The sequence below is a fragment of the Streptomyces sp. NPDC049837 genome (genome assembly GCF_040674455.1).
Lineage (GTDB): Bacteria > Actinomycetota > Actinomycetes > Streptomycetales > Streptomycetaceae > Streptomyces.
On sequence record NZ_JBFAMP010000007.1, the window covers coordinates 227336 to 240230 of the forward strand.

Annotated in this window: 12 protein-coding genes; 5 read left to right on the plus strand and 7 right to left on the minus strand. The window is 71.8% G+C overall.

Going from position 1 to position 12895, the window contains the following annotated elements; translation table 11 throughout:
* Positions 1-43 precede the first annotated feature (43 nt).
* The 5 genes from AB0J57_RS21130 (at position 44) to AB0J57_RS21150 (ending at position 6005) form a co-directional block, all read left to right on the plus strand.
* The gene (locus tag AB0J57_RS21130; protein ID WP_366129778.1) at positions 44-1564 is read left to right on the plus strand and encodes an NAD(P)/FAD-dependent oxidoreductase; all 1521 of its coding nucleotides are present in this window, start codon (positions 44-46) and stop codon (positions 1562-1564) included.
* Positions 1565-1610: 46 nt separating this feature from the next.
* Positions 1611-2159 (plus strand): ester cyclase, encoded by a 549-nt coding sequence (locus AB0J57_RS21135; RefSeq protein ID WP_366129779.1) that lies wholly within the window; start codon positions 1611-1613, stop codon positions 2157-2159.
* A 31-nt stretch (positions 2160-2190) separates the two neighbouring features.
* Positions 2191-3585, plus strand: a complete 1395-nt coding sequence (locus AB0J57_RS21140) for a cytochrome P450 (RefSeq protein WP_366129780.1) — start codon at positions 2191-2193, stop codon at positions 3583-3585.
* Entirely contained in the window at positions 3585-5087 is a 1503-nt protein-coding gene (locus AB0J57_RS21145) for a cytochrome P450 (protein WP_366129781.1), read from the plus strand. Before AB0J57_RS21140 ends, AB0J57_RS21145 begins: the two co-directional genes overlap by 1 nt.
* 279 nt (positions 5088-5366) lie before the next feature.
* A complete protein-coding gene (locus AB0J57_RS21150) occupies positions 5367-6005 on the plus strand; it encodes a sigma-70 family RNA polymerase sigma factor (RefSeq protein WP_366129782.1) in 639 nt (212 codons plus the stop codon).
* An 80-nt stretch (positions 6006-6085) separates the two neighbouring features.
* Here AB0J57_RS21150 and AB0J57_RS21155 read toward each other — a convergent pair whose 3' ends face one another.
* From AB0J57_RS21155 to AB0J57_RS21185, 7 genes are all read right to left on the minus strand, one after another.
* The gene (locus AB0J57_RS21155; protein WP_366129783.1) at positions 6086-6262 is read right to left on the minus strand and encodes a hypothetical protein; all 177 of its coding nucleotides are present in this window, start codon (positions 6260-6262) and stop codon (positions 6086-6088) included.
* Positions 6263-6407: 145 nt separating this feature from the next.
* Positions 6408-7373, minus strand: a complete 966-nt coding sequence (gene fabD, locus AB0J57_RS21160; protein ID WP_366129784.1) for an ACP S-malonyltransferase — start codon at positions 7371-7373, stop codon at positions 6408-6410.
* Positions 7374-7494: 121 nt separating this feature from the next.
* Complete coding sequence (locus AB0J57_RS21165; RefSeq protein WP_366129785.1) at positions 7495-8007, minus strand: flavin reductase family protein; 513 nt, start codon at positions 8005-8007, stop codon at positions 7495-7497.
* A gap of 10 nt (positions 8008-8017) precedes the next feature.
* Positions 8018-9109 (minus strand): 3-oxoacyl-ACP synthase III family protein, encoded by a 1092-nt coding sequence (locus AB0J57_RS21170; protein WP_366129786.1) that lies wholly within the window; start codon positions 9107-9109, stop codon positions 8018-8020.
* An 11-nt stretch (positions 9110-9120) separates the two neighbouring features.
* Positions 9121-9543 (minus strand): acyl carrier protein, encoded by a 423-nt coding sequence (locus AB0J57_RS21175; RefSeq protein WP_366129787.1) that lies wholly within the window; start codon positions 9541-9543, stop codon positions 9121-9123.
* Between the two features lie 155 nt (positions 9544-9698).
* On the minus strand, positions 9699-10466 hold the full coding sequence (locus tag AB0J57_RS21180; RefSeq protein ID WP_366129788.1) for a 3-oxoacyl-ACP reductase family protein: 768 nt from the start codon (positions 10464-10466) through the stop codon (positions 9699-9701).
* Positions 10463-12895 carry a beta-ketoacyl-[acyl-carrier-protein] synthase family protein gene (locus AB0J57_RS21185; RefSeq protein WP_366129789.1) on the minus strand — a complete coding sequence of 811 codons (2433 nt, stop codon included), beginning with the start codon at positions 12893-12895 and terminating at the stop codon, positions 10463-10465. Before AB0J57_RS21185 ends, AB0J57_RS21180 begins: the two co-directional genes overlap by 4 nt.

Below are 12895 nucleotides of genomic sequence, written 5' to 3' on the forward strand. Positions count from 1 at the left end.
GAGTGAAGCCACCGCACCTCGATCCTCTGGAGAGCCCATGCCGATGACAGAACCTCCCGCCACCGACACGCCCACCGACACCGACCTCGACGTCATCGTCGTCGGCAGCGGCCTCGGCGGTCTGGCGGCGGCCGCCTACCTGGCGAAGTTCGGCCGGCGGGTCCTCGTCGCGGAGCGCGCCGCCGGGATCGGCGGGTACGCCCACGCCTTCCGGGCCGGTGACCGCTACTACGACCCGGCCATCCACGTCGTGCCGGGCGCGGCCGAGGGCGGCACCATCGACGTCCTGCTGCGCTACCTCGGCGTCCGGGAGATGTGCGACTTCGTCGAGTCCGACGCCCTGTACCGGGTGGTCATCGACGACGACGTCCTGGACGCGCCGTTCGGTGCCGAGGCGTTCATCGAGTCGCACGTCCGGCTCTTCCCGCACGAGACGGAGGGCATCCGGGGCTTCTTCGGGCTGTGCGAGCGGTTCCTCGCCGAGGCCCACCAAGTGCCGGTGCAGCTCTCGCCGAAGGAGCTCGGCGAGGCGGTGGAACGGTTCCCCACCCTGTTCGGGCACCGGATGTCCACGCTCGGCGAGGTGCTCGACCGGTACATCAAGGACCCGCGCTGCAAGGCGTTCTGCACCGCCGGGTGGCCGTACATGGGGCTGCCGCCCTCGCAGTTGTCCTTCGAGCTGTTCGCCCGCTTCCTGTTCACCCAGATGCACGGCCTGTACCACTGCAAGGGCGGCTTCCAGCACCTGGTCGCGGCCTTCACCACGGCGATCGAACGCCACGGCGGCAAGGTCGTCACCAACTCCCCGGTGGAGCGCATCCTGGTCCGCGACGGCCGCACCGAGGGCGTGGTCCTGGCCGGCGGCCAGGAGCTGCGGGCGCCGGTCGTCATCTCCAACGCGGACGCCACGCACACCTTCCAGGACCTGGTGGGCCTGGAGCACCTGCCGAAGGCGTACAACCGCAGGCTCCGCTCGCTCAAGGGCTCCATGTCGATGTTCGTGGTGTACGCCGCGACGACCCTCGACATCGCCGCGGCGGGCGGGGCGCACGAGACCTTCATCTACGACAGCCACGACCACGACCGCACCTTCGCCGGCTTCTCCGGCGGCGAGGCCCCGGCCACGGTGGTGGTCGTGCCGACGCTCCTCGACCCGAGCCTCGGCCCGCCCGGGGAGCACCTGGTCACCTCCACGGCACTGGCCCCGTACGAGGGTCCCGAGCCGTGGCCGGAGCTGAAGCCCAAGCTGGAGGAGAAGTACCTCGACCTGATCGAGCGGCTCTACCCCGGGTTCAGGGACGGACTCACCTTCGTGTCCAGCGCGACCCCCCTGACGCTGGAGCGCTACACGGGCAACCACCGGGGCGCGGCGTACGGCTGGGAGAACACCCCCGCGCAGGCCGGCAGCAAGCGCCTGACCTACCGCACCCCCATCGAGGGGCTCTACCTGTCCGGCCACTGGGCACAGGCGGCCAGCGCCCTGAGGGTGATCGTCTCCGGCAGCCATACCGCCCAGGAGATCCTCCGCGCCGCCGGGGTCACCGACGTGGGCCCGGAGCTGTGACCGACCACGCACGCCGATACCCACACCGCAACCGAAAGGACCGATGATGTCGCGCCCCGCACACATCGACACCCGGGCACACGCCAACGTCGACGGCTCGCTCGACAAGACGTACCACGAGATGGCCCGCCGCTACATCGAGGACGTCTGGGACAAGAACGACGCCGCCACCGAGCGCGAGCTGCTGGCCACCGACTGGGTGGACCACATGCCGCTGCCCGGCTGCCCGCAGGGCCCGGCCGGTCACCGCGCCGCCGTGCAGCTCATGCACGACGCCTTCCCCGACCTGCGGTTCTTCCTGGACGACGTGGTCGTCATGGGCGACAAGGTGATCGACCGCTGGACCGCCACGGGCACCTTCCGCGGGGAGCTGTACGGCTTCCCCGGCACCGGTCGCCGGATGACGATGACGGGCCTGGACTTCCACCTCGTACGCGACGGCAAGTTCGCCGAGCTGTGGCACGAGGAGAGCACCGCCTCCATGGTCGAGCAGGTCGGCATGGCGCCCGAGCCCGGCAGCGGGCCCGGCACCATCCTCAAGCTCACCTTCGGCAACATCCTCCACGTCGCCAGGCACAAAATCCGCAACCGCTGACGGCCGGCCACCAGCAGAGCGAGGCACCACCATGAGTCTCACCATGAGCGGCCGCGTCCGCCAGGCCCCGGGCCCACAGGGCTATCCGGTGGTCGGCTGCGGCCCCGACCTCGTCCGCGACCTGGTCGGCACCTTCACCCGGGCCTGGCGCGAGTACGGCGACATCGTCCGCTTCCGCCTGCCCGGCAAGCGCACCCTGTTCCTGATCGTCCACCCCGACCACATCAAGCACGTCCTCGACGTCCGGCAGTCCAACTACCCGAAGGACCCGCTGTCGGTCGGCAAGTTCGAACCCTGGGTCGGCCAGGGCCTGTTCACCAGCAACGGCGACTTCCACTTCCGTCAGCGCAGGCTCGCCCAGCCCGCCTTCAAGGGGTCGCGGATCTCCGGCTTCGCGCCCGCGATGGTCGACGCCACCAACGACCTCGTACGGGACTGGCGCCCGAAGGCCACCCGCGAGGAGACCTTCGACATCACCCCCGAGATGTTCCGGCTCGCGCTCACCATCGTCATGCGGACGCTGTTCAGCACCGACGTGAGCGACCGGGCGGGGGAGCTGGCCCGCGCCGTGCGGATCTGCAACGCGTACACCAATGTGCGCCTCCAGCGGTTCGTCGAACTGCCCCAGTCGCTGCCCAGCCGGGCCCGCACCCGCTTCCTGAGGGCCCGGGACACCCTGGACTCCTTCGTGTACGGGCTCATCGAGGAGCGGCGCCGGGACAAGGACGCCCCGGACGACCTGCTGACCCGCTTCCTGCACGCCCAGGACGAGCAGACCGGCGAGCGGATGTCCGACAAGCAGTTGCGGGACGAGGTCGTCACCATGTTCCTCGGCGGCTACGAGACCACGGCGCTGTCCCTGGTGTGGGCGTTCTCCCTGATGTCCCGGCACCCGGAGTCCGAGCGCCGGGCCCGGGCGGAGATCGCCGAGGTGTGCGGGGACCGGGAGCCGGTCGCGGCGGACCTGCCCAAGCTGCGCTACCTCAAGGCCTTCTACTCGGAGGTGCTGCGCCTCTACCCGTCCGTGTGGACGATGTCGCGCAGCCCGCTGGAGGACGACGAGATCGGCGGCTACCACATCCCGGCCGGCTCCCAGGTCTTCATCAGCCCTTACCTGATGCACCGCCACCCGAAGTTCTGGGAGAACCCGGAGGGCTTCAGGCCCGAACGGTTCGAGAAGAGCGCCACCGGTGGCGCGCCGCTCTACGCGTACGTCCCCTTCTCGCGCGGTCCCCGGCTGTGCCCCGGCTCCTCGGTGGCCGTCCTGGAGGCCCCCCTGGTGATCGCCAGGATCCTCCAGGCGTACCGGCTGACGCTGGCGGGCGGTCACGTGTGCGAGCCGACGTCGAACGTCTTCCTCTACCCGCGCGGGGGCATGCCGATGCGTCTGGAGCACGTCAAGGGCGTGGCGGAAGGAGCCCGGTGATGCGGGGCCGTCGCGCCGCCGGGAGGCGGCAGCCGCCGGGGCCGCGCGGGCTGCCCCTGCTGGGCTCGGCGCTCGACTTCCGCCGCGACCCGCTGCGGACGTTCGTCAAGGCGTGGCGGGACCACGGCGACCTGGTGCGCTTCCGTGGCCCGGTGCCGGTGGTGCTGGTCACCCACCCCGACGACCTCAAGCACATCCTGGTGGACAACTTCGCCAACTACCCCCACCCCGACGACTTCAACCGCAAGGTGAGCGTCTCGGTCGGCCAGGGGCTGGTCACCACGGAGGGCGAGGTGTGGCAGGCGCAGCGGCGCACCGTCGCGCCAACCTTCCGCAAGGAGCCGCTGGAGCGGTTCGCCGGCGTCATGGTGGACAGCGCGGCGCGGATGCTGGACCGGTGGGAGCGGGTCGCGCGGTACGGGGAGGTGATCGACGCCCGGACCGAGATGCAGAGCCTCACCCTGGAGATCCTGGCCCGCTGCCTGTTCCGGGCCGACTGGTCCCGGGACGCGCTCGAACTGGGCCGGGCGGTGGGGGCCCAGCTCGAGCACCTCAACAGCAAGCTCATCGCCGTCGCCGACATCCCGGAACGGGTGCCGACCCCGCGCAACCGCCGCTTCCGGCAGGCGCGCGAGCTGCTGGACGACACGGTGTACCGGCTGATCGCCGAACGCCGCCGGCGCCCGGCGGAGGGCGCGGAGGCGGTGGACGACGAGGACCTGCTGTCCACGCTGATGCGCACCCCGGACCCGGAGACGGGTCACCTGATGACGGACGAGCAGCTCCGCGACCAGGTGATGACGCTGTTCATCGCCGGGCACGAGACGGTGGCGGCCACCCTGTCGTGGATCTGCCACCTGCTGTCCACCCACCCCGCCGAGACGGAACGCGCCCGCGCGGAGGTCCTCGCCGTGCTGGGGGACCGGCCACCGGCCAAGGAGGACCTGCCGCAGCTCAAGTACCTCAAGATGTTCATCCAGGAGGCGCTGCGGCTCTACCCGCCGCTCTGGCAGGTGGCGCGCATGCCGCTGGAGGACGACGTGCTCGGCGGTTACGACATCCCGGCCGGCTCCTTCCTGCTGCTGAGCACGTACATCACGCACCGCAACCCGGCCTTCTGGGACAACCCCGAGGGCTTCGACCCGGAGCGGTTCACGCGCGAGCGCTCGGCCGGACGGCCCCGGTACGCCTACGTCCCCTACGTCGCCGGGCCGCGCAACTGCGTGGGGCTGGCCTTCGCCACCATGGAGCTGACGATCGTGGTGGCGTCGATCCTCCAGCGCTTCCACCTGGACATGGTCCCCGGCCATCCGGTGGTCATGCAGCCGGACATCTCCCTGCGGGCCAAGTACGGCATGAGGATGACGCTGCGGCCGGTGACGGCCCGTGGCGAGGTTCCGCCACCGCCGGCGCCCCCGGTGCCCGCGGTGGAACCGGAACCGGCCGCCGGGTGTCCCTACAGCCGAGCCACGGCGGAATCCGGAGGCGCGGCCGCCTTCTAGAAATGCGAAACCGCCGGAGGTCCGGTTGCGCGACGGCGCAACCGGACCTCCGGCATAGGCAGTTGTAAGGAGCCATTTCGGCCGTTGACACAACGCCGGAGCAGCACCGTATAGTTAACACCTGTAGCAGTCAGGACAGTGGTTATTGAGCCACCGTCAAGCGCTTCTCAGGGGGCCTTGCGATCAAAGGTGACAGAACGGGGAGTCACCGCAGGCGAGAAGAACAAGGAAGCACACGTTCCACATAACTATCGGGGGATGTACGTGGAAGCTGTACCTTTGCATAGGCTTGTCGACGAGTGCCTGGCCGGCAATCAGGAGAGCTGGAACAGGATCGTCGACCGCTATACCCCGCTGATATGGGCGATAGCGCGCGGCCACCGGCTCGGCCCGGCGGACTGCGAGGACGTCAGCCAGGTCACCTGGCTCAGGGTCATCCAGCACCTGGGGCAACTGCGGGACCCGGAGAAGCTCGCCCACTGGATCTCGGTGGCGGCCCGCCGCGAGAGCCTCAAGCACATCCAGAAGGGCGGCCGCAGCACACCGATCGAGGACCCCGAGGTGTTCGACCGGCCCGAGCCGTCGGCGAACCAGCCGGAGGAGTCGGCGCTCGCGAAGGAGCGGCGTGACGAGGTACTGCACGCCTTCTGCTCGCTCTCGCCCAAATGCCAGGCGCTGCTGGGCCTGCTGGTGGCCGACCCGCCGATGTCGTACGACGAGGTGAGCGCCACGCTGGGCATGGCGCGCGGCTCCATCGGGCCGATCCGCGCCCGCTGCCTCAAGCACCTGGAGCGGGCCCTGGAGCGTGAGGCGGACCGCTCGGAACAGGCCAGGGTGCTGTTCGAAGCCATCAAGAAGATGGGACTGCGGGCGTACGCCCTGGAGAGCAGCGCCGGGCTGCGCTCCTCGGCCGTGTGATCCCGTCGGCCGAATGATCCGGGCAGCCGTGCGAGCCGGTCAGCCGGTGTGATCGGTTGACCGGTCGGCATGTGATTCGGTCAGCCGTGTGATTCCGGCTTTCCGCACTCCGAAACGGCGACCGGTTCCCGGTCGTCCGTCCCGGCTTCCCGCAGCTCGGATTCCTGGGCGATAAACGGAAAGAGTGCCTTGGCCTTCTCGACCGCTGCGGGGGAAGGCTGTCCGACGGCATCGGCAAGCTTGGTCAGGGCTTCCATGTCGCTCTCTTCCACTTTTTCCGCACCCCCATCACATAGTTCGCCGCTTAACTAGACGCAGCGTAAGTGAAAGTCCCGCGAACGGCAATACCGATGAGTAGGCCCGTTCGCGGGACGCGGCTTTCTTCTGCGGCTGCGGAGATTGTCATTCGGCCGGTGTACTGCCCGGCCCCCGCCGGGAATTGAGGAACCGGTCGATGCGCCGCGCCTCACCGGCGGGGTGACACGCGGCGTCGGGAAGCGTGTTGCGGCAGAACCCGCCCAGTACGCGCCCGGGGCCGGCCTCGACGAAGGTCGTCACACCGAGGTCCGCGATGGCGCGCAGCGTCTCCTCCCAGCGGACCGCCCCGGCGAGCTGGCGGCGCAGGCAGTCCCGGGCCTCCGCGCCGGTACGCACGGCGGACGCCGTCACGTTGGCCATCACCGGAAGCCTCGGGTCCCGGAAGCCGACCGTGTCCAGCTCGGCGGTGAACGCCTCCTCCAGCTCGGCCATCAGGCGGCAGTGGAAGGGCGCCCCCACGTTCAGAGTGACGGTCCGCTCGGCACCGAGCAGCTTGGCGGCCGAGGCCACCTCGCGTACCGCGTCCCGCTCCCCGGAGACCACCTGCTGCGACGGATCGTTGTAGTTGGCGATCTCCACCACGGCGCCGGTGCGCTCCCGCGTCCGTGCGCAGAGGTCCTCCACCTGGGCGGCCGACAGGCCGATCACGGCGGCCATGGCGCCGGGCGTACGCTCGTTGACCCGCGCCATCAGCTCGCCCCGCCTGCGTACCAGCCGCAGGGCGTCCGTCCATTCCAGCACCCCGGCGCAGACCAGCGCGGTGTACTCGCCCAGGCTGTGGCCCGCGGCGACCGACGGGGTGACGCCGTGGCCGCGCAGTACGTCCAGCACGGCGATGCTGGTGAGGAACACCGCGGGCTGGGTGATCTCGGTGGGCAGCAGCTCCTCGGCCGAGCCCTCGAAGCAGAGTTTCGACAGCTCGAAGCCCAGCAGGTCGTCGGCGGGCCGGTAGTACCTGTCGAGCAGTTCCGGGTGGCGCGCCACCAGATCCCGGCCCATGCCGGGCCGCTGGGAGCCCTGGCCGGGAAAGAGAAAGGCGATGTCGTTCATGGTCACTCCCCTGAAGGATCGTCATCGTCGAGGTGTCGTCGAGGTGTCGTCGAGGGCCGCCGAGGTGGCGCGAGGGGCCGGCGCGAACTCCGCGCCGGCCCCTCGCGCGCCCCGGAGGAGCTCACGGCAGGTGCAGGAACTGCCCTTGGTGGTAGGCGAGGGGGTCCGCGCTGTCGGCGAGGCCGACCTCCGCCACCTCGCCGATGAAGATGGTGTGATCGCCCGCCGGTACCCGCTGGGCCACCCGGCAGTCCAGGTGCGACACCGCCCCGGCGAGCACCGGCGCTCCCGTGCTGCCCGTCCGGTGCGCGACCCCCGCGAAGCCCGCGGCGCCGCGCGGCCTGCCCGGCGTGGCGAACCAGCCCGCCAGCTCCGACTGGTCCCGCCCCAGGACGTTCACCGTGAACGTCCCGGCGGCGCGGATCACTTCGGCCCCGTACGAGTGCCGGCTCAGGCACACCAGCAGCATGGGCGGGTCGAGCGAGACGGAGGCCAGCGAGCTGACCGTGGTGCCGTGCGGTCCGTGCGGGCCCGCCGAGGTGACCACCGCGACGCCGGTGAGGAAGCGCCCCATGGCCTGCCGGAACCGCCCGGTACCGACTTCCGCGACCGGAGCCGGCTGATGGGACGTCATGACCGGCTCCTTACCCCTTGGCCGGAGTGGGCGCGGTCCAGTCCACGACCGCACCGGCGTAGATCCACTTGGTGGACTCGACGCCCACCAGCATCAGCCGGTCGCCCGGCCGGACGCGGCCGCTGCGCCAGGCGTCGTCGAGGAACAGCGGAACCGCGGCGCAGCCGACGGCGCCCATGGTGGAGAGGCTGTCGATGATCTTGCCGTCCAGGGCCTTCCAGTCGGCGGTGTCCAGGCCCAGCTCCTGGAGGGAGTCCAGCATCCAGCCCACGTTCCCCTCCGGGACCAGGCACAGGTCGACGGTGTCGACGGCCACGCCGCTGCGCCGCAGCGTGCTGCTGATCGCCTCGGTGACCATCACCGGGGTGAAGTCGCCCGCCCCGACCACGTCGACCTTGAGGTCGACCAGCCGCTTGGCCTTGAGCTGCTCGTGGATCGGCGCGTGCGTACCGCCGCCCACCGAGTGGATGCCCGGCTTGCGGTCCCCGCCGATCGCCTCCATCGAGGCGCCCAGCAGCCCGCCCGACGTGGCGCCCTCCTCGGCCCGCAGCACGATCGCCCCGGCGCCGTCGCCGAACATGTACACCGGCATACGGTCCCGCATCCGGATCTTGTCCGGGTCCTTGCCGAGGAACACCGGTGCCAGCACGGGCGAGATGGCCTCGCTGCCGATCACCAGGGCAGTCCGGTAGACGCCCGACGCCAGGTACATCCGGGCGATGTCCATGCCCTGGACGACGCCCGCCCCACCGGAGCGCAGCTCCAGCGTGGCGCACCGCACCAGGCCGAGCCGCTCCTGGACCAGGTTCACCAGCGGCGGCAGCGGGAAGTCCGGGGTGCCGGTGGCCAGGACGAGCAGGTCCACGTCGCCCGGCTCCAGCCCCGCCGAGTCCAGGGCGCGCACGGCCGCCTTGTAGGCCATGTCCGAGTTGTTCTCGCGGTGTTCGCCCGTCGCGGGGTCGATCATCCAGAAGCGGCGCTCGATGGAGAGGCCCTCGCGCACCTCGTCGGGCAGCGGGCCGACGAGGCGCGCGATCTCCTCGGTGGAGATGGGCTCACCGGGCTGGTAGCCACCGGTGCCGATGATGTGTATCGCGGTCACGGGCGTCGTCCTCACGCGGCCGCGCCGGCGGTCTCGGCGGCACCGAGACCCGCGCGGTGCGCGACGAGGGCGACCAGGTTGTCCACCGTGAACAGGCCCATGACCTTCGTCGCCCGCAGCGTGCCGGTCAGGGCGTCGACGTCGATCTGCGGCATGACCTTCTTGAGCTGGGCGAGGCCCACGGCCGACACGATCTCGTTCTCGTCGCCGAACTCCTCGTCCGGGATGCCGCCCTGGACGTACGCGGCCAGCTCCGCCGCCTGGATCTTGATGCCGAGCGAGCGCTCCAGGCGGAAGAGGATGTCGAGCAGGTCGATCGACTCGGCCCCCAGGTCGTCCAGCAGGGTGGCGTCCGGCGTGACCTCCTCCTGCTCCACGCCGAGGGCGTCGATGACGGCGTCGTTCACGGCGTCGACGATGGTGGTGCGGTCCATGAAATGTCCTCCAGATTGAGCCGGGCACAGAGCCGGTTGAAACGAAGCCGGTTGAAAGGGAAGTGCTGTGGGGGAGTGCGGGCGGCGCCGGCCCGCTGTCATGGTTGAGATCCGCCGGGCGGGGCCGTGGATACACCCCGCGCCGGGGCGGTCGCTCACGGGCGGCCGAGCCCCAGCGCGGTCATCGCGCCGCCGTCCACATTGACCAGGGAGCCGGTCATGTACGAGGACTCGGGCCCGCTCAGGAAGCGCACCACCTCGGCGATCTGGCCGACCTCCCCGAACCGCCGCATGGGGATCTGCTTCTTGATCGAGCGGCCCGTCTCGCCCTCCGTCAGGCCCGCCACCAGGTCGGTGGGCGCGAAGCCCGGCAGGACGGCGTTGACCCGGATGCCGAACCGCGCCGACTCCATGGCGCAGCAGCGGGTGAAGGCGTTGACGGCGCCCTTGGAGGCGGCGTAGTTGGACTCGCCGATCCAGCCGCGTTCGCCCATCACCGACGAGACGTTGACGATGACACCGCTGCCCTTGGCCATGAAGTGGGGCATGACGGCCTTGGTGCAGTGGAACACCCCGCCGAAGTTGACCCGCATGACGTCCAGCCAGTCGTCCATGCCCATGTTGTAGATCAGCGCGTCCTGGGCGACCCCGGCGTTGTTGACCAGGATGTCCAGCCCTCCGAGGCCCTCGGTGACCAGGCGCACCATCTGCTCCGCCTGTGCCGCGTCGGCGACGTCGCCGGGCACGGCCAGGGCCCGGCCGCCGGCCGCCTCGATCTCGTGGGCCAGCTCCTTGGCCGCCCCTTCCGAGCTGCGGTAGTTGATGGCGACGGCGGCACCGTCGGCGGCCAGGCGGCGGCACACGGCGGCACCGATGCCCCGGGAACCGCCGGTCACCAGGGCTACCTGTCCTTCGAGCGTCATCGGGTCTCTCCTGTCGGGGTGACGTGGGATGTACGAGAGCCCTCCTCGGCGGCGCGGCGCACCGCCAGCGACACGTGACTGCCGCCCAGGGAGGAGCTGTTGAGCAGGACCGGCCGGTCCCCGGCACCGCCGAGGTCACCGGAGCCGCCGTGGTCCCCGGCACCGCCGTGGTGCAGGGCCAGCGCCAGGCTCAGCGCCCCGCCCGTGCCCATGGGCTCACCGAGCACGGTCTTCGGCGCGTGCAGGGCGGGCGGCACCGGGCAGGCGCCGAACAGCCGCCGTACCGCCTCCGCCTCGGCGGCGTCGGCCGCCCGCAGCCCGGCCGAGGCGAGCCAGACCGCGCCGAGACCCTCCGGGGCCAGGCCCGCGTCGTCCAGGGCCGCCCGCATCGCGCGCTCCAGGCCCCGGCCGCGCGGGTCCCACAGCCGGGCGCGGCTCGCGTCCGACGCCATGCCGTGCCCCAGGACCTCGCCCAGGATGCGGGCACCGCGCGCCACCGCGTGGGACCGCCGTTCCAGTACGACGGCCACGCTGCCCTCGGCGAGGGTGAACCTGCTGTCGGCCGGCTCGCCCGGCGCCCGGGTCGAGGCGGCGCCCACGGTGGCGTACGCCCGGGCCACCTGCTCGGTGAGGGCGTCCGTGACGGTGCACACCAGGGTGTCGGCGTGCCCGGCCGCCAGCAGGTCGGCGGTGTAGGCGAGCGCGGCCGCGCCGGTGGCGTGGCCCACCGAAAGGGTGGACGTGGGGCCGCGCAGGCCCAGGTGGATGGCGATCTGGCCGGCCGCCTGGTTGTAGACCGTGTTGGGGAACACCGCCGGGTCGGCGGCGGCCGGCCCCTCGGCGAGCAGCGGGACGGTGAACCGCTCCATGGCCTCCATGGGCCCGGTCCCGGTGCCGAAGACGATGCCGACCGCTTCCGCCTCCGCGCTGCCCGGCGCGATGCCCGCGTCCGTCAGCGCCTTCACGGTGGCGGCCACGCCGAGCTGCCCGAGCCGGTCCATCCGCCGTCGCTGTCGCTTCGTCAGGTACGGCTCGGGGTCGAAGTCGATCCGGCCCAGCGGCATCCCGCCCGTCCACTCGACGGGGCTCTCGCCACGCTCGTACGCCGACCACGCCTCGGCCGCCGACCCGCCCGCCGGGCTGAGCAGCCCGATACCGGTGACCACCACGCGGTCGGTGTCCGGCAGCGGCGGACGGTGACCGTCCTCGCTCCGGGTCAGCACGAGCGCGGCGTTGGCCCCGCCGAAGGCGAAGTTGTTGGACAGGGCCGCGCCCGTGGACAGCGGCCGTGCCACGCCCGGGACGTAGTCCAGCGGGCAGTCCGGGTCGGGCGTGGTGAAGGACGCGGTGGGCGGCGCCGTCCGCTCGGCCAGCGCGTACGCCGTCACGATGGCCTCCGCGGCCCCGGCGGCGCCCAGCAGGTGGCCGACCATCGACTTGGTGCTGGAGACCGACGTACGGGCGGCCTGCTCCGCGCCCAGCGCCAGGGTGATCGCCCGGGACTCGGCCGGGTCGTTCTTCGGCGTTCCCGTACCGTGCCCGTTGACGTACCCGATCCGTTCGGCGGCCACGCCCGAGTGCCGCAGCGCCGCCTCGATGGCCCGGGCGGCGCCCTTGCCCTCCGGGTGCGGTGCCGTGGCGTGGAACCCGTCGGCGGACAGCCCGTAGCCCGCGATGTCGGCGAGCCCCGTCAGCCCGTGCTCCCGCGCGAACCCGGCGCGTACCAGCACCACCATGCCGCTGCCCTCGCCCAGCGACAGGCCCTGCCGCGTCGCGCAGTAGGGCGCCGCCGGCTCCGGCGACAGTGACTGCAAGGCGTGGAAGCCGGCGAAGACGACGTCGGAGAAGGCGTCGCTGCCACCGGCCAGCACCGCGTCCACCCGCCCCCGGCGCAGCAGGTCGGCGGCGAGCCCGATCGCGTTGGCACCCGACGCGCACGCCGTGTTGACCGCGAGCACCGGGCCGCGCAACCGGAACGCCGCGCCCACCGACTCGGCCAGCGCCTGCGGTGTGACCAGCGACGCCAGTTCGGGCGCCGGGGCCTGACCGGCCTCCCCGGCCCGCAGCCACTCCCGGCCCGAGAGCAGACCGGCGTTGCACGTGCCCAGCACCACGCCGAACCGTTCCGCCGCCACCAGCCCCCCGGGCAGGGCCGCCATCGCCTCCTCGGCCGCCACCAGGGCCAGGTCGATCGCCCGCTCCCGGAAGCCCTCCGGCCTGCGGTACGCACGCCTCGGCTCCACCGGGTCCGTGACCTCGCCGCCCAGCTTGGTGGAGAGCCCCTCCATCGACAGCGCCTGCACCGGTTCGATGGCGACCCGGCCCTCGCGCGCGCCCTCCCAGAGGTGCCCGGCCGTCGGGCCCAGCGCGGTGATCGCGCCGACGCCCACCACGGTCACGCCCTCGGCCGTTCCTCGTTCCCTGTCCAT